Source organism: Nocardia sp. NPDC057272 (assembly GCF_042668615.1).
Taxonomy (GTDB): Bacteria; Actinomycetota; Actinomycetes; order Mycobacteriales; family Mycobacteriaceae; genus Nocardia.
In genome coordinates this window covers 64,886-90,566 of the sequence record NZ_JBHUYK010000002.1, presented here as the reverse complement: position 1 = coordinate 90,566, position 25,681 = coordinate 64,886, and the positions used below count along the sequence as shown (strand labels likewise).

The 25,681-nt window shown below is 67.4% G+C and carries 28 protein-coding genes; 21 read left to right on the top strand and 7 right to left on the bottom strand.

Annotation, left to right across the window (positions count from 1 at the left end):
* Window positions 1-77: 77 nt before the first annotated feature.
* Together ACFULV_RS03440 and ACFULV_RS03435 are read left to right on the top strand one after the other, a co-directional pair.
* Complete coding sequence (locus ACFULV_RS03440; RefSeq protein WP_378652671.1) at window positions 78-1,199, top strand: serine hydrolase domain-containing protein; 1,122 nt, start codon at window positions 78-80, stop codon at window positions 1,197-1,199.
* A gap of 111 nt (window positions 1,200-1,310) precedes the next feature.
* On the top strand, window positions 1,311-2,090 hold the full coding sequence (locus tag ACFULV_RS03435; RefSeq protein ID WP_378652667.1) for a MerR family transcriptional regulator: 780 nt from the start codon (window positions 1,311-1,313) through the stop codon (window positions 2,088-2,090).
* A 9-nt stretch (window positions 2,091-2,099) separates the two neighbouring features.
* Here the strand turns inward: ACFULV_RS03435 and ACFULV_RS03430 are convergent, their stop codons facing one another.
* The 6 genes from ACFULV_RS03430 to ACFULV_RS03405 form a co-directional block, all read right to left on the bottom strand.
* The gene (locus ACFULV_RS03430; RefSeq protein WP_378652664.1) at window positions 2,100-2,579 is read right to left on the bottom strand and encodes a hypothetical protein; all 480 of its coding nucleotides are present in this window, start codon (window positions 2,577-2,579) and stop codon (window positions 2,100-2,102) included.
* 8 nt (window positions 2,580-2,587) lie between these two features.
* Window positions 2,588-2,998: an NUDIX domain-containing protein gene (locus ACFULV_RS03425; RefSeq protein ID WP_378630003.1), complete on the bottom strand. Its 411-nt coding sequence runs from the start codon at window positions 2,996-2,998 to the stop codon at window positions 2,588-2,590.
* A gap of 98 nt (window positions 2,999-3,096) precedes the next feature.
* Window positions 3,097-3,576 (bottom strand): carboxymuconolactone decarboxylase family protein, encoded by a 480-nt coding sequence (locus ACFULV_RS03420; protein ID WP_378629147.1) that lies wholly within the window; start codon window positions 3,574-3,576, stop codon window positions 3,097-3,099.
* Window positions 3,573-4,652 carry a dihydrodipicolinate reductase gene (locus ACFULV_RS03415; RefSeq protein WP_378652662.1) on the bottom strand — a complete coding sequence of 360 codons (1,080 nt, stop codon included), beginning with the start codon at window positions 4,650-4,652 and terminating at the stop codon, window positions 3,573-3,575. The genes ACFULV_RS03420 and ACFULV_RS03415 overlap by 4 nt, the downstream gene beginning before the upstream one ends.
* 49 nt (window positions 4,653-4,701) lie before the next feature.
* Window positions 4,702-5,814, bottom strand: a complete 1,113-nt coding sequence (locus tag ACFULV_RS03410) for a winged helix DNA-binding domain-containing protein (RefSeq protein ID WP_378652659.1) — start codon at window positions 5,812-5,814, stop codon at window positions 4,702-4,704.
* A 68-nt stretch (window positions 5,815-5,882) separates the two neighbouring features.
* A complete protein-coding gene (locus ACFULV_RS03405) occupies window positions 5,883-6,260 on the bottom strand; it encodes a BlaI/MecI/CopY family transcriptional regulator (protein WP_255284061.1) in 378 nt (125 codons plus the stop codon).
* Window positions 6,261-6,475: 215 nt separating this feature from the next.
* Here ACFULV_RS03405 and rox point away from each other — a divergent pair, with 215 nt between their 5' ends.
* From rox to ACFULV_RS03380, 5 genes are all read left to right on the top strand, one after another.
* Entirely contained in the window at window positions 6,476-7,915 is a 1,440-nt protein-coding gene (gene rox, locus ACFULV_RS03400; RefSeq protein ID WP_378652657.1) for a rifampin monooxygenase, read from the top strand.
* Window positions 7,916-8,020: 105 nt separating this feature from the next.
* Complete coding sequence (locus tag ACFULV_RS03395; RefSeq protein WP_378652654.1) at window positions 8,021-8,911, top strand: RNA polymerase sigma-70 factor; 891 nt, start codon at window positions 8,021-8,023, stop codon at window positions 8,909-8,911.
* Between the two features lie 91 nt (window positions 8,912-9,002).
* Window positions 9,003-9,476: a flavodoxin family protein gene (locus ACFULV_RS03390; protein ID WP_378629153.1), complete on the top strand. Its 474-nt coding sequence runs from the start codon at window positions 9,003-9,005 to the stop codon at window positions 9,474-9,476.
* A 33-nt stretch (window positions 9,477-9,509) separates the two neighbouring features.
* Entirely contained in the window at window positions 9,510-10,745 is a 1,236-nt protein-coding gene (dinB, locus tag ACFULV_RS03385) for a DNA polymerase IV (protein ID WP_378652651.1), read from the top strand.
* A 63-nt stretch (window positions 10,746-10,808) separates the two neighbouring features.
* Window positions 10,809-11,162: a PLD nuclease N-terminal domain-containing protein gene (locus ACFULV_RS03380; RefSeq protein ID WP_378652648.1), complete on the top strand. Its 354-nt coding sequence runs from the start codon at window positions 10,809-10,811 to the stop codon at window positions 11,160-11,162.
* A gap of 31 nt (window positions 11,163-11,193) precedes the next feature.
* Here the strand turns inward: ACFULV_RS03380 and ACFULV_RS03375 are convergent, their stop codons facing one another.
* Window positions 11,194-12,273 (bottom strand): class 1 fructose-bisphosphatase, encoded by a 1,080-nt coding sequence (locus ACFULV_RS03375; protein ID WP_378652646.1) that lies wholly within the window; start codon window positions 12,271-12,273, stop codon window positions 11,194-11,196.
* A 126-nt stretch (window positions 12,274-12,399) separates the two neighbouring features.
* On the opposite strand from ACFULV_RS03375, the gene ACFULV_RS03370 reads away from it, so the two are divergent.
* The 14 genes from ACFULV_RS03370 (at window position 12,400) to nuoK (ending at window position 25,681) form a co-directional block, all read left to right on the top strand.
* Entirely contained in the window at window positions 12,400-12,873 is a 474-nt protein-coding gene (locus ACFULV_RS03370; protein ID WP_378652643.1) for a MerR family transcriptional regulator, read from the top strand.
* Complete coding sequence (gene trxA / locus ACFULV_RS03365) at window positions 12,870-13,217, top strand: thioredoxin (protein WP_378652640.1); 348 nt, start codon at window positions 12,870-12,872, stop codon at window positions 13,215-13,217. The genes ACFULV_RS03370 and trxA overlap by 4 nt, the downstream gene beginning before the upstream one ends.
* Before the next feature lie 52 nt (window positions 13,218-13,269).
* Window positions 13,270-14,412 carry a hypothetical protein gene (locus tag ACFULV_RS03360; RefSeq protein WP_378652638.1) on the top strand — a complete coding sequence of 381 codons (1,143 nt, stop codon included), beginning with the start codon at window positions 13,270-13,272 and terminating at the stop codon, window positions 14,410-14,412.
* A gap of 102 nt (window positions 14,413-14,514) precedes the next feature.
* Entirely contained in the window at window positions 14,515-14,916 is a 402-nt protein-coding gene (locus ACFULV_RS03355; protein ID WP_378629161.1) for a hypothetical protein, read from the top strand.
* Window positions 14,917-15,288: 372 nt separating this feature from the next.
* Window positions 15,289-15,669, top strand: coding sequence for an NADH-quinone oxidoreductase subunit A (locus tag ACFULV_RS03350; RefSeq protein ID WP_056819816.1), 381 nt, complete (start codon window positions 15,289-15,291; stop codon window positions 15,667-15,669).
* Window positions 15,670-15,679: 10 nt separating this feature from the next.
* Window positions 15,680-16,234, top strand: a complete 555-nt coding sequence (locus tag ACFULV_RS03345; protein WP_019047013.1) for an NADH-quinone oxidoreductase subunit B family protein — start codon at window positions 15,680-15,682, stop codon at window positions 16,232-16,234.
* Entirely contained in the window at window positions 16,231-16,983 is a 753-nt protein-coding gene (locus tag ACFULV_RS03340) for an NADH-quinone oxidoreductase subunit C (RefSeq protein ID WP_378629163.1), read from the top strand. Before ACFULV_RS03345 ends, ACFULV_RS03340 begins: the two co-directional genes overlap by 4 nt.
* Window positions 16,983-18,296 (top strand): NADH dehydrogenase (quinone) subunit D, encoded by a 1,314-nt coding sequence (nuoD, locus tag ACFULV_RS03335; protein ID WP_378629165.1) that lies wholly within the window; start codon window positions 16,983-16,985, stop codon window positions 18,294-18,296. The genes ACFULV_RS03340 and nuoD overlap by 1 nt, the downstream gene beginning before the upstream one ends.
* Window positions 18,293-19,009 carry an NADH-quinone oxidoreductase subunit NuoE gene (gene nuoE / locus ACFULV_RS03330; protein ID WP_378629167.1) on the top strand — a complete coding sequence of 239 codons (717 nt, stop codon included), beginning with the start codon at window positions 18,293-18,295 and terminating at the stop codon, window positions 19,007-19,009. Before nuoD ends, nuoE begins: the two co-directional genes overlap by 4 nt.
* Window positions 19,009-20,328 carry an NADH-quinone oxidoreductase subunit NuoF gene (gene nuoF, locus ACFULV_RS03325; RefSeq protein WP_378630006.1) on the top strand — a complete coding sequence of 440 codons (1,320 nt, stop codon included), beginning with the start codon at window positions 19,009-19,011 and terminating at the stop codon, window positions 20,326-20,328. The genes nuoE and nuoF overlap by 1 nt, the downstream gene beginning before the upstream one ends.
* Complete coding sequence (locus tag ACFULV_RS03320; protein WP_378652635.1) at window positions 20,325-22,784, top strand: NADH-quinone oxidoreductase subunit G; 2,460 nt, start codon at window positions 20,325-20,327, stop codon at window positions 22,782-22,784. The genes nuoF and ACFULV_RS03320 overlap by 4 nt, the downstream gene beginning before the upstream one ends.
* Complete coding sequence (gene nuoH / locus ACFULV_RS03315; RefSeq protein ID WP_378652633.1) at window positions 22,777-24,567, top strand: NADH-quinone oxidoreductase subunit NuoH; 1,791 nt, start codon at window positions 22,777-22,779, stop codon at window positions 24,565-24,567. The genes ACFULV_RS03320 and nuoH overlap by 8 nt, the downstream gene beginning before the upstream one ends.
* On the top strand, window positions 24,564-25,385 hold the full coding sequence (locus ACFULV_RS03310) for an NADH-quinone oxidoreductase subunit J (RefSeq protein ID WP_378652630.1): 822 nt from the start codon (window positions 24,564-24,566) through the stop codon (window positions 25,383-25,385). Before nuoH ends, ACFULV_RS03310 begins: the two co-directional genes overlap by 4 nt.
* Window positions 25,382-25,681 carry an NADH-quinone oxidoreductase subunit NuoK gene (gene nuoK, locus ACFULV_RS03305; RefSeq protein WP_266288663.1) on the top strand — a complete coding sequence of 100 codons (300 nt, stop codon included), beginning with the start codon at window positions 25,382-25,384 and terminating at the stop codon, window positions 25,679-25,681. Before ACFULV_RS03310 ends, nuoK begins: the two co-directional genes overlap by 4 nt.

Below are 25,681 nucleotides of genomic sequence, written 5' to 3'. Positions count from 1 at the left end.
CACGATCGGACCCGAGCACACCGGGTGACACAGATCACTCTTGCGGTTGACCTTGGGTCAACCCGGACGCTCATCTCATGACTTCGAACGCGAACACCACAGCGAACATCACCACACCCGCTGCCGCGCAGCACTATCCGACCCTGCAGCAGACCATCGAGGAGATCGTCGCCTCCGGATTCGTCGGCCTGCACGTGCGAGTCGACGACGAGCAGGGCACGTGGGTCGGCACCGCCGGGCGCAGCGAGCTGGGCCACAGTGCACCACCGCCGGTCAACGGACGCGTCCGGATCGGCAGCAACACCAAGACTTTCGTCGCGACCGTGGTCCTGCAACTGGTCGCCGAGGGCAAGATCGCCCTCGACACTCCCGCCGTCGACTACCTGCCCCGGTTCGAGTTGGATCCGCGCATCACCGTCCGCATGCTGTTGCAGCACACCAGCGGGATCTTCAACTTCACCGGCGAGTTCTACGAAGACGGGACGAGCGCGCCGGGAGTCGTCGCCTGGGGCGGCAAAGACTGGGTGGACAACCGTTTCCAGACCCACCACACCGACGAGCTGGTGCGGCTGGCATTGGCAAAGCCCGCGCGGTTCGAGCCGGGCACGGACTGGAGCTACGCCAACACCAATTACGCGCTCGCCAAACTGTTGATCGAAGCGGTCACCGGTCACTCATTGGCCGAGGAGACGCAGCGACTGATCCTGGGTCCGCTCGGGCTCTCCGACACCGTCGTGCCGGAGACCTCGACCGAGATCGGCGGACCGCACGCCCACGCCTACTACCGCTACGACGACGCCGGGGTGGAGAAGACGGTCGACGTCACCTCCCAGAACCCGTCCTGGATTTCCAGCGGCGGCGACATGATCTCGACCAGCAAGGACCTGCACACCTTCCTCTCCGCACTGGTGGGCGGCACGTTGCTGCCCGCCCCGCTGCTGGCCGAGATGCTCACGCCCGAAGCCAAGGTCGGCTACGGCTTGGGGGTGTTCGTCCAGCAGACCGAGACCGGCACCGTCATCACCCACAACGGCGGCCACGGTGGCCATGCGGCGCTGATGTACAGCACGCTCGACGGCGCCAAGACCATGACCGCCACACTCAACTACATCGACGACGCCGACCTGTCGATGTCGGCGACGTTCCAGGCCGCGACGCAGCGACTGATCGACGAAGTGTTCGGTACCGCGACGGCCTGAACGCGTCGTCCGGGCCGTGCCGAGCTGGGCGCGGCCCGGATGCTTGACCTCGACGCACCATCAAGGTCAACTTTCTGAGTAGGACTACCTCGAACAAGGCGGGCTGAGCAGATGATGAACGGCGTCACGATCGGCCAGGCCGCGGTTTTCGCCGGTGTCACGATCAAGACCGTGCGGCACTACGAGAAGAACGGTCTGCTCGCCGAACCGGCCCGCGACAGCTCCGGCTACCGGCGCTACGGTTCCGCCGAGCTGTTGCGGTTGGTGCAGGTCAGAACCCTCGCCGCCGCCGGAGTTCCGCTGGCCGAGATCGGATCGCTGCTCGACGCCGACGCCGACGCGTTCGCCACCGAGCTCGTCGACGTCGAACGGCGTCTCACCGAGCGGATCGAGGAACTGATCGTGCGCCGAGATACGCTGCACCGGCTGGCCGACGGCGACCGCACGCTGCTGCCCGACCGCGCGGTGGAGCTGCTCGCGCGCCTGCCCGGCCTCGGCTTTCCCCCGGCAGAGGTGGCGGCGGCCAGGGAAGGGTGGGTGCTGGCCAGAGCGCTGGTTCCGGAGGGCTTCGACGATTACCTCACCAATGTCGAGAACGCCCTCGAAGACACCGAGTTCCTCACCCTGAGCAGGCGCGCCTCGGAATCGGCAACCTGGGAACCGGAGGACCCACGTATCGAGGAAGTGGCCACCGCACTGGCCGAGCACTATCTCGCCCACCCCGAACAGCTGAAGATCGTGACGGGTCTGCAAGCCCGCACAGAAGCCGCGACACGCTACAAATTGATCCGCCACCACGGTGAAGAGCAGGAATCAGCCCCGGCCCGGCTCTCTGCCCTCGTCGAGGCGAAACTGCGGGCCGCCGGCGTCTACATCCCCGGATCCCGCTGACCCGCACGCTCAGATCTGCCGCACCCACGCGACGAAGAACAACCCGCCCGCCGCCACGAGAACCAGGGCGACCGGAATCGCCCACCACGACCGGTCACCGCCGAGCACAGTCCGCGTCACCCGCAGCTGCAACCGGCCGAACAGGGCGATCACCGCGACGAATGCCGGCGCGATCAACGCACCCAACACCGCGTGCACCAGCCACGCGCCCGCCAGCGTCGGCCCGCCCCACGAGGTCTCATAACTGTCGGCGGCGACCCACGGATAGGCGAGCCCGCGCACCAGAACCAGCACGCTGAGCATCGCGAGGAACCAGCCGAGCAGCCCGACACCACCGGAGAGCACCGATTGGATCAGGCAGCGTCGCAGCGAAATATTGTGAGCGCTGACAGGTTCGCGCAGGAGCAGTCGCGGCACCCGCAGCCGGGTCCGCACCCGGGTGAAGGCCAGTGGCAGTGCCAGCAGTTCGTAGAACGCCGACCGTGCCACCGCGCCGATCACCGCAGCGACCCGGCCGCCGCGAGGTCGTCGAACAACAACTGGTCGACCGGGGGAACCAGATCGCGATCCCCGAATCCGAACCAGGCCAGCGCCTCGATCTCGCTGCTGGCCGTGAGCACCCCACGGTAGTCGGCGGTGTAGCACGCCATCCGGACGACGGTGTCGTGCCCGTCGGCGATCGCGGCCTCATAGGTGCCGACGTGGGTGGCGCTCTCGGGCGTGAGCTCGACGGTCAGTTCTTCGGCGACCTCACGGACCAGGGTCTGCAGGTCGGTCTCTACGCCTTCCCGTTTGCCGCCCGGGATGAAGAACACGTCCTTGCCGCGCGGGCGGGCACACAGGATGCGACCGTTCTCGATCAGCACCCAGGCCACCGTATCGATGAGCTGCTGTCTCGCAGGTTCCATCACGGCCCGCAGCTTAATCGGCGCGGGCGCGACAGTGTTGCCCAGTCCCTGCCGCCCGGCCGCCGGCGCGGTGGTGTTCCGTCCGGCGCACCCGGCGGTCAGTGGCCGGGCAGCACGCACACGGTGTCCAGCCCGAGGACACGGTTGAGGCGGCCGAACGCCAGCCAGGAACCGATGCTCATGCTCAGCTCCACCACCTCGGCCTGGGAGTACTCGGCGAACATCCTGGTCCAGAATTCGTCGTCGAGGCCGTGATGATCGGTGGCGTAGCGCTCGGCGTATTCGGCGGCGAGGCGGGTCCGTTCGTCGAACCGGTCGGTGTCACGCCAGTGGGTGACGGCTTCGGCGAATTCCGCTTCGACCTTCTGCCCGTCGCGTTCGGTGCGCCAGTCCTGACAGAACAGGCAGCCGTTGATCTGGGCGATCCGCAGCCGGGCCGCTTCGAATTCACGCAGGCCGAGGGTGGAGTGCTCGTAGACCGACAGCGAGAACGCCGCCGCGGCGACGCCGATGCCGGGCACCATTTCGCCCCACACGTAGCCGATGGGATCTTTGCCCTCGGGAATATCGATGATCATCGTGGTGTCCTTCCGAGTTTGCCGACCGCGGCGCGCAGCGGCACATCGAGTGCGTCATAGAGACCGGGCGGCGCCTCGACCAGCCAGTCGATGGCATTGACCAAACGTCCCACCGCCGTGGCGTTTCCGCCCGCCGCGCGATTGCCGCCTTCATCGGTCGCTTCGACGCTCACCTCGATGCGTGGCGAACCCTCGATGATCACCCGGTGGGCACCGTCACCGTCGGGTGGTGTCGGCCAGTCCGGTGCGCAGCTGGGATGGATGCGGGTGACGTGCTCGATCACGATGCGCGCCTGCCCGTCGATGATGCCTTGCACCTCGAACCGCACCGCCCCCTGCGTGCCGGCGTCGAACGCCCCCATCTGGGTGGTCTGCACTGTCGCGTCGAGGGCGCGCCGGTCGACGGTTTCGCGGATCTCGTCTAGTTCGACACCCAGCGCTCTGGCCATCAGCCGAATCTGGCCGCCCCACACCATCGTCGGCACGCTCGCCATCAGCATCGGCGGCTGGTAGTCCATCGGCTGTCCCATCCCGACGAGGTAGCGCACCGAGTCGGGTTGGTCGTAGGTGGAGTAGTCGAAGATCTCCTGGCAGCGCACCACGTCGACGGTGGCGGCGAGCCCGCTGATCAACAGCGGCAGCACATCGTTGCCCCAGCCGGGATCCACCCCGGAGACGAACAGCGAACCACCGCCTGCGGCAATGGCTTCCAGCACCGGCTCGCGCATTTCGGCTGGTGCGTTGCGCGGGTCGTAGAGGGCGTAGAGCGCCGGGGTGACGACGACGGCGCCTGCCCGGATCGCCCGCACGATGTCGGCGAGCGCGTCGTCGGGCCGGATGTCTCCGGACGCCGCGTACACCACCGCCTGGGGTCCGGTGGCGAGTAGCGCGTCGATGTCGTCGACGGCGGCCACCCCCAATTCGGTGTCCAGGCCTGCGAGCGTGCCCGCGTCTCGGCCGACTTTGTCGGGGTTGTGCACGAGCACCCCGGTGAGAATCAGCGCCGGATGGGCAGCCACGGCACGGATGGCCGCGCGGCCGACGTTTCCGGTGCCCCAGACGATCGTGGGGATCATCGAGCCACCGTAGCAAGCGCTTGGTTCGTCGTCCGGCGTATCCGAAATCTCAGCTCGCGCGGACGCCGAGCCCCGATGCGCCGGTAGCCTCTGCCAGCCGGTTCACCGCTGCGGTCAGGTCGCGCTTCGCCACCTTGCGCGCGTCGAACATCGACACCACGACCTCATCGTCGACCTGTTCCCACGTACCCACGATGCGACCGTCGACCAGCACCAGCGGCGAGATCCAGCCCGCCGTCCTGCTCACCTTCGACCGGTGCTCGGCGGGCAGCAGCACGGTGTCGGCAGTACCGGGTCCCAGCACGTACTGGTCGAACGGACCGAGCAGATGGATACCGCCGTCGAGAGTCGCCGCGGCGAGATCGTCGGCGAACTCGCTCGGAATCCAGCCGATCCGTCCTTCGACGTCGACCTCGGTCAGCGCGTCACCCATCGCCGCGAACCACCCGCGCAGCACGGTTTTGCGCACGCTGTTGCGACTGAGCCACGCGTCGAAGGCCTCCGGGGTCGCGGGACCGTACGCGCCGAGATACGCGCGGATCAGCGCCGGTGCGGCGATATCGGGTTCCGGGATGCCCTTCCACCCGGGAGTCAGGTCGGCCGGCGCGGTGAAGGTGACCTTGGTCCCGCGCGCGGGACCGTGACACAGCGCGCCCTGCCAGGCCAACGGCTTGAGCACCGCACCCCAGCCGGAGCGCAACTGCTCGCCGAGGTGGGCGAAGCCGGGTTCGGCGAGTACCGCCTCGACCAGTTCGTCCCGGGTCAGGACCTGACCGGCCAGGACTCCCGACACCACCTCCACCAGACCGGCCACTTGCTCCGGGGCCGCGCCGAACGTCTTCTGCCACGACGGCTTCTCCCAGGTCCGTGCCGATCCGATCAGCGACAGCGCGGCCGCGGCCTGCTCGGGCACCATCGCGTGCAGAGTGCCGCGCATCGCCCAGGTCTTGATCAACGTGCCCGCGGCCAACGCCTCACCGACACCGAGCCCGCGGGAATCGGAACTGCGTACCGCCACAGCCATCTCCGCCGCCGACGCCACCTGCGCCTGCACCCCGGCCAACCGGGCCGCGACCTCCTCGGCAGAACCCGCGGTCGGTGCCGCGACGAACTGGCGGCCCAGCCGCCAGGCGAACACCTGATTCCATCCGACACTCAGCATGTGTGTCCCCATCCCCGTGACGATCCGATCGGAGTCCCATCAGATCAGATCACTCCGACACGAACGGGCTAACTCGCCTCGGTCCGCCGGGTGGCGACACGGCGCAACGCGGCTCGCAATCCCGCGAATTCGTCGTCACTGATCCGGTCGACGAAGTAGTTGAGGACGAGGTCGGAGCGCCCGCCCACACCGAGCGCCTCGTGCATGAGCCGGGCGCTGTGTTCCTCGCGGGTCACTGTCGGCCAGTACCGGTACGCGCGCCCCGCACGCTCGCGGGCCAGCCAGCCTTTGCGGTGCAGATTGTCCATCGTCGACATCACGGTGGTGTAGGCGATGTCGCGTTCGGTCGCCAACTCGTCGAACAGTTCGCGCACCGTGGTCGTGTCCACATCGCGGTCCCACAGCCGATCCATCAGCACTGCCTCGAGATCCCCGAAACCACGCACCGCCGACCGACTCCTTCACCTTGCCCGAACCGCTTCACAGTACCGGCACCGCCTCGGTGAGAGTCGCGAGCATGGCAATGGCAAGGAGGGAAAACCACTCCTTGCCACCTCTAACATATAGCGCACCCCGGGGCTTGCGGCAAGACCCCGGTGATGCCGCACAATCTCTCGGCGAGCCCGCAACCTGCGGGAATCTTGTCGAAGGGGAGTATTCGATGATCGACGTGATCGTGGTCGGCGGTGGGCCGACGGGCATGATGCTGGCCGCCGAATTGAGGCTGCACGCGGTGCGGGTGGTCGTGCTGGAGAAGGACGCGGAGCCGACGACGATCGTCCGCTCGCTCGGCCTGCACGCGCGCAGTATCGAGATCATGGATCAGCGCGGCCTGCTCGACCGGTTCCTCGCGCTCGGACGCCGCCATCCGCTCGGCGGGTACTTCGCCGGCATCCCCAAACCGGCGCCCGAACGACTCGACACCGCCCACCCCTACGTCCTGGCCATCCCGCAACCCCGCACCGATCAGCTGCTGAGCGAGCACGCCACCGAGCTCGGTGCCGAGATCCGGCGCGGCTCCGAAGTGGTCGGCGTGAACCAGCGCGACGACGCGGTTACCGTCGAACTGGCCGACGGTAACCGACTGCGTGCGCGCTATGTCGTCGGCTGCGACGGTGGCCGCAGTACCGTGCGCAGGCTGCTCGGTGTCGCGTTCCCCGGTGAGCCGAGCCGGGTCGAGAGCCTGCTCGGCGAAATGGCATTGACCGCGTCACCGGAGACGATCACCGAGGTGATGACCGAAGTCCGCAAGACTCAGCTGCGATTCGGCGCGATGCCCCTGGCAGACGGGGTCTACCGCGTCCTCGCCCCCGCGGCCGGAGTCGCCGAGGACCGGGCTGTCGCGCCCACGCTCGCGGAAATGAAACAACAGCTCATCGCCACCGCGGGCACCGACTTCGGCGCGCACTCGCCGCGCTGGCTGTCGCGTTTCGGCGACGGCACCCGCCAAGCCGAGCACTACCGCGTCGGCCGCGTGCTGCTGGCAGGCGACGCCGCCCATATCCACCCGCCCACCGGCGGACAGGGCCTGAACCTGGGCGTGCAGGACGCGTTCAACCTCGGCTGGAAACTGGCCGCCGAGATCAACGGCTGGGCGCCACCGGGCTTGCTCGACACCTACCAGACCGAACGCCACCCCGTGGCCGCCGACGTGCTCGACAACACCCGCGCCCAGATGGAACTGATGTCGCTGGACGCGGGACCACAGGCGGTACGCAGGCTGGTATCCCAGCTGATGGAATTCGACGAGGTGAGCCGCTATCTCACCGAGAAGATCATCGCCGTCGCAATCCGCTACGACTTCGGCGAGGGCGACCCACTGCTCGGCCGGAGATTGCGCGATATCGCCTTGAAACGCGGTCGCCTCTACGCGCACATGCACGCGGGCCGTGGACTCCTGCTCGACCAGACCGGCCACCTCTCCGTGCGGGGATGGGCGGACCGGGTCGACCACATCGTCGATGTCAGCGAAGAACTCGACGTCCCCGCGGTACTGCTTCGCCCTGACGGGCATGTGGCATGGGCCGGTCGAGATCAGCAGGATCTCCTCGACCACCTGCCTGTCTGGTTCGGTCGGCGCGAGGGCACCGCGGCGATATGAGGTGTCGTCCGCAGCATCCACGGGGATCGTCTGCGCGACAGCGTGGTTGCGCTGACTCGCTGTCGCCCGGAATCATCGGCGTATGAGGCGTGCCGGGGTGGCCCGATGACCGAGTCCGACACATTCGCCACATTCCGGCCACTGCTGTTCACGATCGCCTACGAAATCCTGGGCTGTGCCGCCGATGCCGAGGACGTGTTGCAGGACAGCTACCTTCGCTGGCGCGACGCGACGGAAGTGACGCATCCGCGCGCGTACCTGGTGCAGATCGTCACCCGTCAGGCGATCAATCATCTCCGCACGGTCCGGCGTCGTCGCGAGGATTACGTCGGCACCTGGCTGCCCGAACCGATCCGGACCGCGCCCGACGCGGGACAGGATGTGTTGCTGGCCGAATCGGTGTCGATGGCGATGCTGCTCGTGCTGGAAACTCTCGGTCCCACCGAGCGCGCGGTGTTCGTGCTGTCGGAGGTGTTCGGGCACAGCCATCGCGAGATCGCGCGGATGATCGATAAATCCGACACCGCCGTGCGGCAGATCGCCCACCGGGCCCGCGCGCATGTCGCGTCACGGCGCCGGCGCTTCCAACCGGACTCCGACACCAGCCGCGCGGTGATCGGCCGATTCCTGCTGGCCGTTAACACCGGCGATGTCAGCGCCCTCATGGCGGTACTCGCGCCCGACGTCCTGCAGATCTCCGACGGCGGTGGCCGCGTGAGTGCCGCGCGCCGCCCGATCATCGGCGCCGAGCCCGTCGCCCGGTTCCTGATCGGGCTGACCCAGAACTCGATGGCGGGCGCGACAGTCGAATTCGGCAGTTTCAACGCGCAGCCCACGGTGATCGCCCGATCGAAGAACGGCGACCTGGATACGGTGCTGGTGGTCGAGCTGGCCGACGACCTCATCATCGGGCTCTACGCGGTCCGCAACCCCGACAAGCTGCAGTCCATCGATGTCGTGCGCGCTCTCGACCTCGCGGCCGAACACACGCTGTGACGGAGGGCACAACATCTGCGTGTCACGCTGGGAACTCGAGCGGTGTCTCCGAGAGTGTCCAGCAACGCAGCGGAACGAAAGGACCACCCCTATGAAGGTCATCCTCGTGTGCAAGTCGGTGTCGCACGGCAATACCCAGCGCGTCGCCGAAGCCATCAGCCAGGTGCTCGGCGGCCGGGTCGTCGCTCCCGCCGACATCGATCCGGCCGAGCTCGCCGCCTACGACCTCGTCGGCTTCGGCTCGGGCATCTACAACATGGCTTTCCATCCGGAACTGCGCCGGTTCATCGCCTCGCTGCCGGCCAGACACCAGGGCAAGGCGTTCGTGTTCCGCACCAGTGGATTCCCGGAAACGCCGTTTCGCCGCTATGTCACCACCTTGACCCGCGACATCGAGAAGAAGGGCTTCGACGTGGTCGACGCCTTCGACTGCCGGGGCTTCGACACCTGGCTGCCGCTGCGCGTGGTCGGTGGTGTCCGCAAGGGCCACCCCGACGCCTCCGACCTCACCGCCGCGCGCGAGTTCGCCGAAAACCTGCAGGCCAGGACTATCTCCACACCCTGACAGGCCGAACTCGTCGGACCCCGATGCGAACATATGTTCGTGTCCGATTCCGCCGCCCCGCGTCGCCCGCGTATCCAGTCCCGAGCCGAGGCCTCGATCCTGCACGCCGACCTCGACTCGTTCTACGCCTCGGTCGAGCAGCGTGACCAGCCGTGGCTGCGTGGCAAACCGGTCATCGTGGGTGGCGGGGTGGTGTTGGCGGCCAGCTACGAGGCCAAGGCGTTCGGTATCCGCACGCCGATGAACGCGGCCCAGGCGCTGCGCCTGTGTCCGCACGCGATCGTGGTGCCGCCGCGGATGTCGGCCTATGCCGAGGCGAGCAAAGCGGTGTTCGCGGTATTCCACGACACCACCCCGGTGGTGGAGGGGATCTCGATCGATGAGGCGTTCCTCGACGTCAGCGGGCTACGCCGGATCAGCGGCGAACCGATCGACATCGGCCACTGGCTGCGCATGCAGGTGGCCGACCGGGTGGGCCTGCCCATCTCGGTGGGCATCGCACGCAACAAATTCCTCGCCAAGGTCGCCTCCGCCGTCGCCAAACCCGACGGGTTGCGCCTTGTCGAACCCGGCAAAGAGCTCGACTTCCTGCATCCGCTGCCGGTGGACCGATTATGGGGCGTCGGCAAAGTCACCTCGGCGACGTTGCACGCCAACGGCATCACCCGCATCGGCCAGCTCGCCGAACTCGGCGAACCCCACCTGCGTGCCATCCTCGGCCCCGCCGCGGCCCGTCACCTGTTCGCCCTGTCCTGGGCTCAGGATCCACGCCGCGTGGAAACCGGCAAACGCCGGCGCTCGATCGGCGCCCAACGCGCCCTCGGCCGCCGCCCTCGCGACCCCGACGAGATCGCCGCCTACCTCGACGGTCTCACCGACCGCCTCGGCCGCCGCCTGCGCGCCGCCGGCCGCGTCTGCCGAACGGTGGTGCTGCGCTTACGTTTCGACGACTTCACCCGAGCCACCCGATCACACACCCTCGTCGAAGCCACCGACGCCTCCACCGCGATCCGCCACGCCGCCCGCCTGCTGCTGCACACCGCCCAACCACTGATCACCGAACGCGGCATCACCCTGATCGGCCTGTCGCTGACCAACCTCGACGACGCCGACACCAGGCAACTCACCCTGCCGCTGGAAGCGCGTGCCGAGAACACCCTCGACGCCACCCTCGACGACCTGCGCCGCCGCTTCGGCTCCACCGCCGTCACCCGCGCCGCACTCCTGCGCAGCGGCGAAGGCCTCTCGGTCCCGCTCCTGCCCGACTGACCGCGCCGGTAGTCGCCGGCCACCGCAAATCCACGGTGCGAGCCGACGTGGAATAATCGCCGAATGCCATACGCCGTCATCGGCTTTCTGACTCTCGCCCTGTGGGTGTATTGCCTGGTCGACATCATCACCAGCCCCGACGCGGGCATCCGGCACCTACCGAAAATGGGGTGGATCATCGTGGTCGTGCTGATCCCGACGATCGGTGCGCTGCTGTGGTTGTTCGCGGGCAGGCCGGTCGGCGAGTCAGGACCTGTCTCCAATACCCGGTTCGGCGAATACGATCGCCCCGGTCGCCGGGTCGCGTCGAATCCCGACGACGACGAGGCCTTCCTCCGCGGCCTGCGCGAGCGTGCCGAACAGCAACGTCGCGAGGCCCGCAGGCAACAGCAAGAACGCGACCAGGACCCGGCCTGATCGCCCGGGAAGCACGGTGCCGATCGCGCATCTACGTGCGCTGATCGTGTTTGGCGGGCCGGAACAACGACCGCGTCCCGAACAATGAACTGTCGAACCGCTTGCCCGCGTCCGGTTCCCGGTGATACCGCTCGATGCGCAGCACCTCGTTGCGGGAACCGAAGATGAACGGCACCCGCTGATGCACCTGGGCCGGGGGAACCTCCATCATGCGCTCGTGCCCGGTGGTCGCCGCCCCGCCCGCCTGCTCGACGATGAACGCGATCGGGTTCGCCCCGTACAGCAGCGAGACTCGGCCCGGCTGTGCGGGATTGCGCGTATCGCGCGGATACAGATACAGCCCGCCCCTGGTCAGGATGTGGAAGGTGTCGGCCACCAGTGACGCCACCCACCGCATATTGAAATCGCGCCCGCGTGGCCCCTCGACTCCCTCCAAGCACTCGAGCACATACCGGCGCACCGGCCGCTCCCAGAACCGCTCGTTCGCGGCATTGATCGCGAAACCCGAGGTGTCCTGCGGGATTCGCATCTGCGGATGAGTCAGCACGAACGCACCGATCTCCCGATCGAGGGTGAACCCGTCGACGCCGCTGCCCGTGGTGAGGACCAGCATCGTGGCGGGCCCGTACAGGGTGAACCCCGCACACACCTGCTCCACTCCCGGCTGCAGGAAGTCGGTTTCGGCAGGGTCCGCGTCGCCGGCGACCACCGCTTCCGGCGCCCGCAGAATGCTGAAAATCGAACCGACGGGCAGATTCACGTCGATATTGCTCGACCCGTCCAACGCGTCATAGGCCAGGAGATACTTGCCCCGGCGCTGCGTCGCGGGCAGCACCGTCGCTTGCTGCTCGGACAACAACCCGGACAGATGCCCCGACCACTGCGTCTGCCCCACCATGATCTCATCGGTCAACACATCGAGCCGCCCACTCACCGACGTCTCGTCCTCGACCCCCGACCCGATGATCGCCCCGCGCGTCACCTGATTGGCAATGATCTTCGCCGCCGTGGCCACCACATTCACCAGCGCGGAGAATTCCCCCGACGAACCGGGATGCCGATGCTCTTCCTCGATCGTGTACCGCGTCAGCGTTTTCAATCCATTCGGCATTCGGTCACGACCCCCTGCGAAATCCGGTGCGTCCCTTGCCCTTTTCAGAATGGCTCACCGCCCGCCGATAGGCAATGTGAACTCTCACTTGACCTTGCCCCTGGGGGCAGCGTTTACATTCGCTGCATGAGGATCGGAGAGCTTGCGCGGCTGGCTCAGCTCAGCCCCAAGGCCATCAGGCGGTACGAGGCGCTCGGGCTGGTCGCACCGGAACGGCACCCCAACGGCTTCCGCGAATACGACGACCACACCGTCCGCCTGGTGCGCGAAATCCGATCCCTGAACCGTCTGGGCATCCCGGTAGAGGAGACTCGCCCGTTTCTGGACTGCCTGGCGACAGGCAGCGAACACGTCGACGACTGTCCGGCCTCCCTGGCCGAATACCAGCGAACCATCGACGCACTGACCGCGGAAATCGACGCCCTCACCGCCCGCAGAGACGCCCTCACCGATCGCCTCCGCGAGGCCGCACACCGCCACAGCACCACCCGAATGCTTCCGTGGCCGACGGGCGTCCCTGCGCTGCAACCCCCCGATGGGACGACCCAGCAGGCCGAGCGAACACACGACATCCCCACCGAGTACAAGGAATCCCGATGACCCTGAGTTCTGCGATCGTCGGCACCGTCGTGGTGACCGATGAGACATTCGACCGCGACGTGCTCGCCCACCCCGGCCTCGTTCTCGTGGACGTCTGGGCCACGTGGTGCCCTTCGTGCAAAATGATCGCCCCCGTGCTGGCCGAAGTCGCCCGCGAACGTGCGCATACGCTCGCCGTTCGCACCCTCAACGCCGACGAGAACCCGCTCACTGCCCGCAACTACCAGGTTATGGCGGCGCCGACACTGCTGCTGTTTCGTGACGGCCAACTCCTGCGCACCCTTGTCGGCGCGCGCTCCAAGGCCCGTCTCCTCGCCGAGTTGGACGACGCAGTGAGTCACTGAGCCCGCCAACACCCGTCGGTCGCTGTCGGTGGGCTGTGCCACGATCTCGTGCGTGACCGAACCCTCGCACCTCCTCGCCGAGCATCGACTGGAACTGACGCTCGATTACGGCCAGTTCATCCTGCACGGCGGGGAGGGTGAGGAGGACGTAGAGCTCGCGCTGCTCGACGCCGCGCATGCGGATAGGCCGTCGGCGGGCGACGGCCACACCGTGGTGGTGCTCAGCCCGCACCAGAACAACTTCGAGATGCCGATTCACATACAGGTGTGGGATCGGCGACCGGTCGACGAGGGCGAGTGGCAGCAGGTCAGCGAAGCCCGGCTGCACATCGGCGAGCACGGGCTGACCATCAGTTCACCCGTCGACGGCTGGGCCGACGCACCCGTGCCGCCGGGCGACTACCTTGCCGAGATCGCCGGAACGGGTTTCGCGAACTACGGCTGGCCCGGCGACACCACCCCTGGCGACCACTGGCGAATCCGGCTCTGGCCCGACGACGGCACCGCTCCTCGACCCGCCCGGCAGTGGGACATGCCCGGCTACGGCGTTCCCGCCAACAGCGCAGCACCGCCGACCGAGCCTGCCCCGGATCTGCCCGAGCCCGAATCGGACCGGCAACGAGAGATCCGCACAGAAGCCGAGGCCAGAGTGCGCGCCGAATGGGGCGGCGAGCCGATACCAGCCTTCGCCAACACCTATCACGGACGCGAACTCGCAGGCTACGACCGTGCGATGGCGGAGTCGATAGCCGCCATGAGCGCCACGCGATTGCGTCGACTGGCCGAGTACTGCGCACAGCGCGCCTACGATCTCGCCGGTCTCAGCGATCGCGTCTGGGTGCGCCCCGCGCTGGACGCGCTCGCATCCGGCGCACCGCTGCCCGAACCCTTCCACGACAACGACGCCGCGTTCGCGCGGCTGGACAGAGACCAGTACGGACCCGACGAGGCGAGGTTCCAGAGCAGCGTCATGCGGGAAGTGTCAGAGGCCAGTACCCCGACACCGAACCCGTACGACCACGGCAACATCAGTCACCCCCACTTCGCCCTCAACACGGTTTTCCATGCGCGGCATACCGATCCGTTGCAGGGCGCGCTCTCCGCGATTACCGAAGCCGCGATCACCTTCGGCCCAGACGTCGAGAGCCTGTTCACCGGCATCCGCGGCGAGTTCGATCTACCCCCGCGGTCGTGAGCGCAGGCCCCGCCGGTGCTGATCACCGCCGATACCACTGCGCGACTGGTCGATCCGGCGAACCTGCCACGGTGGCGCCGCCCGCGGACGTACGATCCGAGCGTGGCCGAATCCCATGGTTCCACCCCGCTGCGTGTGCTGGTCTACAGCAACGATGCCGATACCCGCCAACAGGTGATCCTGGCGCTGGGCCGTAAGCCGCGCGCCGACCTACCGGAGCTCGACTTCTTCGAGGTCGCTACCGCACCGGTGGTCATCGAGCAGATGGATGCCGGTGGGATCGATCTGGCGATCCTGGACGGTGAATCCGCCCCGACGGGTGGCCTCGGTATCGCCAAACAGCTGAAAGACGAGATCGATCAGTGCCCGCCGGTGGTCGTGCTCACCGGCCGACCCGATGACGCCTGGTTGGCCAACTGGTCGCGCGCCGAGGCCGCCGTCTCGCACCCCATCGACGCCATGCAGCTCACCAACGCGGTCGCGGGCATCCTGCTCGCGCGCTGAACAGGACCATCCGGGCATCGTCCCGACCTGTCGGATAGTCCGCTTCGCACCTTTCTATCTATCACCACTGGTAACGCCAGTGGTTCGCTGCTGCATACCCGCAGACGATTACCCCCGTATCGCTCATGAATCGCGGTACCGATATCGATCAAACCCCACCCCGGAAACGTGCGGCGGACCCCCGAAACGGCGGTAGTCTGTGCTCTAGCTCACACGAGCACGGGCTCTTGTATAACGCTCCGCCATCGCTGCACAGCCTTGCGCGAGCCCCGGTTCGGCGGACAACGTTGTCGGCCCCGTCTCGCCGAAAGCTGCCGTCCGCGGCCGGGCCACACGGCTCGGCCTGCTCCAGCGAGGAGGGGAAGTGCAGTCGTGAATATCGAGGTGCCCGCACTCGTACTCGGCGCCATCGCCGCGGCGTTCGCGGTGTTCTCCGTCATCATGGCGTCGCTGATCGGCCCGAAACGCTACAACCGGGCCAAACTCGAACCCTATGAATGCGGCATCGAGCCGACCCCGCACGCCATCGCCGGTGGCCCGGGAAATGCAGCGGGACAGCGCTTTCCGGTGAAGTACTACCTCACGGCGATGCTGTTCATCATCTTCGACATCGAGATCGTGTTCCTGTACCCGTGGGCCGTGCATTTCGACACGCTCGGGCTGTTCGGTCTCGCCGCGATGGCGCTGTTCATCGTCAACGTGTCTGTCGCCTACGCCTACGAGTGGCGTCGCGGCGGCCTCAGCTGGGAATGAGTGGGAAATAATGGGTCTCGAAGAGAAACTGCCCAGCGGGTTCCTGCTGAGCACGGTCGAGGATTTCGCCGGCTACCTGCGTAAGGGCTCCGTCTGGCCCGCCACGTTCGGGTTGGCGTGCTGCGCGATCGAGATGATGGCCACCGGCGCCGGACGATTCGACATCGCCCGCTTCGGCATGGAAGCGTTCCGCGCCTCCCCACGCCAGGCCGACCTGATGATCGTGGCGGGCCGGGTGAGCCAGAAGATGGCGCCGGTGCTGCGCCAGGTCTACGACCAGATGACCGAACCGAAATGGGTGCTGGCCATGGGGGTCTGCGCGTCCTCGGGGGGCATGTTCAACAACTACGCCATCGTGCAGGGCGTCGACCACATCGTCCCGGTCGACATCTACCTGCCCGGCTGTCCGCCCCGCCCGGAGATGCTGCTCAACGCGATTCTGGCGCTGCACGCGAAAATCGCCGAGATGCCGATGGGCGTCAACCGCGAGGAAGCGATCCGCGCCGCCGAGCAGGCCGCACTGGCCAGCACGCCGACCATCCGGATGGAGGGCCTGCTGCGATGACGTTCGACTCCCCCGACAACACCGACAACCCTGCGGGACACCAGGTTCCGGAGGAATCACCCGCGCAGGCCCAACCCAAACCGCCACAGGACGAGGTGATCGGCACCCGGCGCGGCATGTTCGGCGTCAGCGGCACCGGTGACACCTCCGGCTACGGCGGCCTGGTCACCCCCGTCGCCCTGCCCGCGGGAACACCTCCCCCGTACGGCAGCTGGTTCGACGCCTTCGTCGGCACCTTGCGCGCCGCACTCGTGGGCCGGGTCATCGCCTTCGACACCGTCATCGAGCGGATCGTGGTCTTCCGCGACGAACTCACCCTGCACGTGAAGCGCGAACACCTCGTCGCGGTCGCGAGCACGTTGCGCGATGACAGCACACTGCGGTTCGAACTGTGCCTGGGTGTCAACGGCGTGCACTACCCCGACGACGACGGCCGCGAACTGCACGCGGTCTATCACCTGAAATCGATCACACACGGACGCCGCGTGCGGCTGGAAGTGTCCGCGCCCGATGCCGACCCGCACATTCCGTCGCTGTTCTCGGTCTATCCGACGACCGACTGGCACGAACGCGAAACCTACGACTTCTTCGGCATCCTCTTCGACGGGCACCCCTCCCTGACCCGCATCACCATGCCCGACGACTGGCGCGGGCATCCGCAGCGCAAGGACTACCCGCTCGGCGGGATCCCGGTGGAGTACAAGGGCGCGCGCATACCGCCGCCCGACGAGCGGAGGACCTACAGCTGATGACCGACACCGACTTCCGCCGCGACGAACCACCGGTAGTGACCGTCGCAGGCCAGGACTGGGACCAGGTCAGCGAAGTGATCGACGGCGGCGCCGAAGAACGCATCGTGGTGAACATGGGCCCCCAGCATCCGTCCACGCACGGGGTGCTGCGCCTGATCCTCGAAATCGAAGGCGAAACCGTCACCGAGGCCCGCTGCGGCATCGGCTACCTCCACACCGGCATCGAGAAGAACCTGGAATTCCGCAACTGGACCCAGGGCGTCACCTTCGTGACCCGAATGGACTACCTGTCCCCGTTCTTCAACGAAACCGCCTACTGCCTCGGCGTGGAGAAACTCCTCGACATCACCGACCAGATCCCCGAACGCGCCACCGTGGTGCGAGTGCTGCTGATGGAGCTCAATCGCATCTCCTCGCACCTGGTCGCCCTCGCGACCGGCGGCATGGAACTGGGCGCGCTCACCCCGATGCTGTTCGGCTTCCGTGAACGCGAACTCATCCTCGACGTCTTCGAGAACATCACCGGCCTGCGGATGAACCATGCCTACATCCGTCCCGGCGGCTTGGCGCAGGATCTGCCCGCCGACGGGGTCACCAAGGTCAGGGAACTGCTCGACCTGCTGCCCGGGCGCCTGCGCGACATGGAGCACCTGCTCAGCGCGAACCCGATCTGGAAGAAGCGCACCCAGGACATCGGCTACCTCGATCTCACCGGCTGCATGGCTCTCGGCATCACCGGGCCGGTCCTTCGCGCCACGGGTCTGCCGCACGATCTGCGCAAATCAGATCCGTACTGCGGGTACGAGAACTACGAATTCGACATCCCGACGACCACCGGCTGTGACTGCTACGGCCGCTACATCATCCGGATCGCCGAGATGACCGAGTCGATCAAGATCGTCGAACAGTGCCTGGACAAGCTGCGTCCGGGCCCGGTGATGATCGACGACAAGAAGATCGCCTGGCCCGCCGACCTGGAACTGGGCCCCGACGGTCTGGGCAACTCACCCAAGCACATCGGCAAGATCATGGGCACCTCCATGGAATCGCTGATCCACCACTTCAAGCTCGTCACCGAAGGCATCAGAGTGCCTGCGGGACAGGTGTACTCGGCGGTGGAGTCCCCGCGCGGGGAACTGGGTGTGCACATGGTCAGCGACGGCAGCACCCAGCCCTACCGGGTGCACTACCGCGACCCCTCGTTCACCAACCTGCAAGCGGTGGCCGCGATGTGCGAGGGCGGCATGGTCGCCGACGTGATCGCCTCGGTCGCCAGCATCGACCCGGTCATGGGCGGAGTGGACAGATGACAATCGACAACCCCACCAGCACACCGATTCTCCTGAGCCTGAGCACGCGTCCCGAACCGTATCCGCCGCATGTGCGCGAGCGTCTCGAACTGGACGCCAAGGAGATCATCACCCGCTACCCGCACCCCCGCTCGGCCCTGCTCCCCCTGCTGCACCTGGTGCAGGCCGAGGAGGGGTACGTGACGGGCACCGGCATCGACTTCTGCGCCGATCACCTGAACCTCACCGGCGCCGAGGTGACCGCGGTCGCCACGTTCTATTCGATGTACCGGCGCACCCCCACCGGCGACTACCACGTCGGGGTCTGTACCAACACCCTCTGCGCGATCCTCGGCGGCGACGCCATCTACGAAGCACTGCACCAACATCTGGACGTCGGGCACGGCGAAACCACCTCCGACGGCGCCATCACACTCGAACACATCGAATGCAACGCCGCCTGCGACTACGCCCCGGTCATGATGGTGAACTGGGAATTCTTCGACAACCAGACTCCCGAATCGGCAGTCGCGATCACCGACGCCCTCCGGGCGGGCCACCAGGTCCGCCCGACCCGCGGCGCACCGCTGTGCACATTCCGCGAGACCGCCCGCATCCTCGCCGGATTCCCCGACGAGCGTCCCGGCGCGCTCGAAGGAACACCGGGCGCACCCACCTTGGCAGGGCTCGACATCGCTGCCGCAGAACAGGATTCGGCAGGGGGTTCGCGATGATGGCCCTCACCCCGGTACTCAGCGAACACTGGGCCGCTCCACGGTCCTGGACCCTGGAAAGCTATCGCGCGACCGGTGGCTACGACGGTCTCCGCGCCGCCTTGGGCAAGACACCCGACGAGGTGATCCACACCGTCAAGGACGCGGGTCTGCGCGGTCGTGGTGGGGCCGGCTTTCCCACCGGGATGAAGTGGTCGTTCATCCCGCAGGGGCCCGGTCCCGACGGCACCACGAAGCCGCACTACCTCGTCGTCAACGCCGACGAATCCGAACCCGGCACCTGCAAAGACATCCCGTTGATGCTGGCCACCCCGCACACTCTCATCGAAGGCATCGTGATCGCCGCCTACGCGATCCGGGCCGCGACCGCGTTCATCTACGTGCGCGGCGAGGTGGTGCCGGTATTGCGCCGATTGCAAGCCGCCGTCGCCGAGGCCTACGCGGCGGGCCTGCTCGGCCACGACATCCTGGGCTCGGGTTTCGACCTGGACCTGATCGTGCACGCCGGCGCGGGCGCCTACATCTGCGGTGAGGAAACCGCACTGCTCGATTCCCTCGAAGGCAGGCGCGGACAGCCCCGTCTGCGCCCACCGTTCCCCGCCGTCGCGGGCCTGTACGCGTGCCCGACGGTGGTGAACAATGTGGAATCCATTGCCAGCGTGCCCTCGATCCTGCGCAACGGCACCGAGTGGTTCCGTTCGATGGGCAGCGAGAAGTCACCCGGCTTCACCCTGTACTCCCTGTCCGGGCATGTGGCCCGCCCCGGCCAGTACGAGGCCCCGCTGGGCATCACCTTGCGCGAGCTGCTGGATTACGCGGGCGGGGTGCGAGCCGGGCACACCCTCAAGTTCTGGACCCCCGGCGGTTCCTCGACCCCGATGTTCACCGACGAACACCTCGACGTCGCCCTCGATTACGAAGGTGTCGCCGCCGCCGGATCCATGTTGGGCACCAAGGCCTTACAGATCTTCGACGACACCACCTGCGTGGTGCGCGCGGTTCTGCGCTGGACCGAGTTCTACGCCCACGAATCCTGCGGCAAATGCACACCGTGCCGCGAAGGCACCTACTGGCTGGTGCAGTTGCTGCGCCGACTCGAAGCCGGCGACGGCACCGAAGCCGACCTTGACAAGCTCGCCGACATCGCCGACAACATCAACGGCAAATCGTTCTGCGCGCTCGGTGACGGCGCGGCCAGCCCGATCTTCTCCTCGCTGAAGTACTTCCGCGACGAATACCTCGCGCATCAGCGACTCGGCGGCTGCCCGTTCGACCCGGCCGCCTCGACCGTGTGGGCACCAGCGAAAGAGGACCGATGACAGCCATCGCGCCAGGCAACAGCAGCGATGTGGTGCCCACCGACATGGTGAGCGTCACCATCGACGACACCACGATCGAAGTTCCCGTGGGCACCTTGCTGATCCGTGCCGCCGAACTGATCGGCGTGCAGATCCCGCGCTTCTGCGATCACCCCCTGCTCGACCCGGTCGGCGCGTGCCGTCAGTGCCTCGTCGAGGTCGAAGGGCAGCGAAAGCCGGTCGCCTCCTGCACGATCCCGGTCACCGACGGCATGATCGTGCGTACCCAGAACAGTTCCCCGGTTGCCGAAAAGGCCCAGCGCGGGGTGATGGAACTGCTGCTCATCAACCATCCGCTGGACTGCCCGGTGTGCGACAAGGGCGGCGAGTGCCCGCTACAGAACCAGGCGATGTCCACCGGCAGCGCCGAATCCCGCTTCGACGGCGAGAAGCGGACATATCCGAAGCCGATCCCGCTGTCCACCGCGGTGCTGCTCGATCGGGAGCGGTGCGTGCTGTGCGCACGCTGTACCCGGTTCTCCCAGCAGGTCGCCGGCGACCCCTTCATCGAACTGATGGATCGTGGTGCGCTCCAGCAGGTCGGCATCGCCCAAGCCGAACCCCTCGACTCCTACTTCTCCGGCAACACCGTTCAGATCTGTCCCGTGGGCGCGCTCACCGGTACCTCCTACCGTTTCCGGGCCCGCCCGTTCGACCTGGTCTCCACCCCGAGCGTGTGCGAGCACTGCGCCTCCGGATGCGCACAACGCACCGATCACCGTCGCGGAAAAGTGTTGCGCCGCTTGGCCGGCGACGACCCGCAGGTCAACGAGGAATGGAACTGCGACAAGGGCCGCTGGGCCTTCGCCTACGCCACCGAGCGCGACCGCCTCACCACGCCGATGGTGCGCGGCTGGGACGGCGTCCTGGCCCCGGCCTCCTGGCCCGAAGCTCTCGCCGCCGCCGCTGCGGGCCTGAGCGCGGCGATCGGCAATGCCGGTGTGCTCGTCGGCGGCCGCGTCACCGAGGAAGAGGCGTACGCGTACAGCAAGTTCGCGCGCATGGTCCTCGCCACCAACGACATCGATTTCCGCAGCCGGGTGCATTCGGAGGAGGAAGAACGATTCCTCGCCGCCCGCATCGCCGGACGCGGTGTGCGGGTCGACTTCGCCGCGCTCGACAAAGCCCCCGTCGTGCTGCTGGTCGGGTTCGAACCGGAAGAGGAATCGCCCATCGTCTATCTGCGGCTGCGCAAGGCCGCACGGACCCGCGGGCAACGCGTGGTGTCGCTGGCGCCGTTCGTCTCCCGCGGCCTCGAACGCATGTCGGGCACGCTCATCCAAACCCCGCCGTGCGGGGAAGCCGACGTCATCACCTCGATCATGGCCGAAACGTCCGCCGATGCCGCCGAACTCATAACGATGCTGAACACGACCGGCGCGGTCATCATGGCGGGTGAACGTCTCGCGGGCAGCCCCGGCGCCCTGTCGGCGGTGACCCGCCTGGCCGATGCCACCGGCGCGGCACTGGCCTGGGTGCCCCGCCGTGCGGGCGAACGCGGCGCGCTGGAAGCAGGCGCACTGCCCAGCCTGTTGCCCGGCGGCAGACCCGTCGTGGATCCTTCAGCACGCCAACAGGTTCGACACCGCTGGCAAGCCGGTGAACTCCCCGTCACCGTCGGCCGCGACGCCAACGCCATTCTGGCGAGCGCCGCCCAGCTGGGTGCGCTGGTCATCGGCGGCGTCGATCCGGCCGACCTGCCCGACCCGGCCGCCGCCCTGGCCGCGATCGACGCGGCCCGGTTCGTCGTCAGCCTCGAAATGCGGCACAGCGCCGTCACCGAACGCGCCGACGTCGTCTTCCCGGTGGCGACCGCGATGGAGAAGTCCGGCACCTTCCGCACCTGGGAAGGTCGCCCGCGTCCCTTCACCGCGGCCTCGCTCGACACCACCCGCCGCGTCGCCGCTCCCCTGTCGGACCTGCGGGTGCTGCACTCGCTGGCCGCGCAGATGGGCGTCCCGATCAACCTGCCCGACCCCGCCGCCGCACGCACCGAACTCGACGGACTCGGCGCCTGGACCGGTGAGCCCATCCCCGCCCCGGAGCTGACCAGCCAGACTCGCCCCGCACCCGGGCCAGGAACGGCCGTCCTTGCCGGATGGCGGATGCTGCTCGACGCCGGCCGCATGCAAGACGGTGAACCCAATCTCGCCGGTGTCGCCCGCCCGCCGGTCGCGCGGCTCTCGGCCGCGACCGCCGCCGAGATCGAAGCCGACGATGCCGATCACGTCATCGTCTCCACCGAGCGCGGCGAGATCTCGGTGCCGTTGATGATCACGGACCTGCCCGACCGGGTGGTGTGGCTGCCGCTGCACTCGCCCGGTTCGACGGTCGCCGCCGAACTCGGTGTGACACCCGGCGCCGTGGTGCGCCTGCGTCGCGCCGACGACAGGATGAAGGAACACCGTCATGAGTGATCGAGTCCTACTCCTCGCGGCCGACACCGGGCCTGTCTTCGGCACCGACCCGCTGTGGCTGGTGGTGGTCAAGGCGCTCGGCGTGTTCATCTACCTGATGCTGGTGCCGTTGATCGCGGTCTACGCCGAACGCAAAGTCGTGGCGTGGATGCAGATGCGGATCGGGCCCAACCGGATCGGCCCCGGCGGCATGCTCCAGTCGATCGCCGACGGTGTGAAGATGGCGCTCAAGGAAGACATCATCCCGGCGATCGTGGACAAGCCGATCTTCGTGCTCGCCCCGATCATCTCGGTGATCCCGGCGTTCATGGCCTTCGCGGTGATCCCGATGGGCCCGGAGGTCTCGATCTTCGGCACGCACACCGCGTTGCAGCTCACCGACATGCCCGTCGCGGTGCTCTACATCCTCGCCATCACCTCCATCGGCGTGTACGGCATCGTGCTCGCCGGCTGGTCCTCGGGTTCGACCTATCCGCTGCTCGGCGGCCTGCGCTCGACCGCGCAGGTCATCTCCTACGAGATCGCGATGGCACTGACCTTCGCCACCGTGTTCCTGCTGTCGGGCACCATGGCGACCTCCGAGATCGTGAGCGCGCAGGAGGGCACCTGGTATGTGTTCCTGCTGCTGCCCTCGTTCCTCATCTACTGCGTGTCGATGGTCGGCGAGACCAACCGGGCGCCCTTCGACCTGCCCGAAGCCGAAGGTGAACTGGTCGGCGGTTTCCACACCGAGTACTCGTCGCTGAAGTTCGCGATGTTCATGCTCGCCGAATACGTGAACATGGCCACGGTGTCCGCCTTGGCGACGACGCTGTTCCTCGGCGGCTGGCGGGCGCCGTTCCCGATCAGCCTGTGGGAGGGCGCCAACTCCGGATGGTGGCCGCTGCTGTGGTTCACCCTCAAGGTGTGGACGTTCCTGTTCGTGTTCGTCTGGTTGCGCGGCACCCTGCCTCGCCTGCGCTACGACCAGTTCATGAACCTCGGCTGGAAGCTGCTCATCCCCACCTCGCTGGTGTGGGTGATGGTCGTGGCCGCCGCACGGGTCCTGGACCTCGAGGGGATCCCCGGACAGAACTTCATCCTGGTCGGTGTAGGGCTGGTGATCACCGCGGCCATGATCGCGATGTTCCTGCGCGCGGGTCGCAGCAAGGGGCTGCCGCCGTTGCCGCCACAGGAGCCCTCGACCTCGTCGGTGTTCCTGGGTTTCCCGGTGCCGCCGATGCCGGCACGGCCCGCGAACGACCAGCCCGAGTTCGGGTTGTTCGACCCGCTCGCGGGTTTCGCGGTCACCGCGGCCACGATGTTCAAGAAGCCCAATACCGAGTCCTACCCGGAGCAGAAGGTGCCGACCGCGCCGCGCTATCACGGTCGCCACCAGCTCAATCGCTACGACGACGGACTCGAGAAGTGCATCGGCTGTGAACTGTGCGCGTGGGCGTGCCCGGCCGACGCGATCTTCGTCGAAGGCGCCGACAACACCGAGGACGAGCGCTTCTCCCCGGGTGAGCGGTACGGCCGCGTCTACCAGATCAACTACCTGCGCTGCATCGGCTGCGGCCTGTGCATCGAGGCCTGCCCGACGCGTGCGCTGACGATGACCAACGAATACGAACTCACCGACGACAACCGCGCCGACCTCATCTACGAGAAGGACCAGCTGCTGGCCCCCATGGAGCCTGGCATGACGCCCGCGCCACACCCGATGGCACCGGGCACCGACGCGGCCGACTACTACCTGGGCCGGGTCGGTCCCGCACCGTCGGAGCAGGAGGTACTGCGATGAGCACCGCACACGTGCTGGCCGCCGAGGTCACCAACACCTCCACGGGTGAGGGCGTGCTGTTCTGGGTACTGGCCCCGATCGCGGTGCTCGGCGCCCTCGGCATGGTGACCGCGGCCAAGGCCGTGCATTCGGCGATGTGCCTGGCCGCCACCATGATCGCGCTCGCCGTGTTCTACATCGCGCAGGGTGCGCTGTTCCTCGGCGTCGTGCAGATCGTGGTGTACACGGGCGCGGTGATGATGCTGTTCCTGTTCGTGCTGATGCTCGTCGGCGTCGACTCCGCGGAATCGCTGCGGGAAACGTTGCGCGGCCAGCGCATCGCCGCCGCGATCGTCGGGCTCGGATTCGGATTGCTGTTCATCGGCGGCATCGGCGCGGCCCTGCGCGACAGCGGAACCGGCTTCCCCGGCCGGGGGTTCGGCGACCGCGACGTGATCGCCGAACTCGCCGAGTTGATCTTCCTGCGCTATGTGTGGGCGTTCGAACTCACCGGCGCACTGCTGATCACCGCCACGATCGGTGCGATGGTGCTGGCCCACCGCGAGCAGTTCACCCCGAAACGCGGACAGCGGGAAATGTCACGCGATCGCTTCCGCACAGCCGGCGAACGGGCCACCCCGCTGCCGACACCGGGTGTCTACGCACGGCACAACGCCGTCGACAGCCCCGCCCAGCTTCCCGACGGCTCCTTCGCCGAACTCTCGGTGAGCACGATCCTGCGTCACCGCCGCAACCGCGCCCACACCGAAGCCGCTGTGCTCTCGGTCGGCACGGTCCGCGACGACAATCCGACGGCCGACGAGGAAGGCAAGCGGTGAACCCCCAGAACTACCTGTTCCTGTCTGCGCTGCTGTTCACCATCGGCGCCGCGGGAGTGTTGTTGCGCCGCAACGCGATCGTGGTGTTCATGTGCGTGGAGCTGATGCTCAACGCGGTGAATCTGGCGTTCGTGACCTTCGCCCGGTTGCACGGCAACCTCGACGGTCAGGTGATCGCGTTCTTCACCATGGTGGTCGCCGCCGCCGAGGTCGTCGTCGGCCTGGCCATCATCATGACGATCTTCCGTGCCCGCCGGTCGACCTCGGTCGACGACGCCAACCTGCTGAAGTTCTGA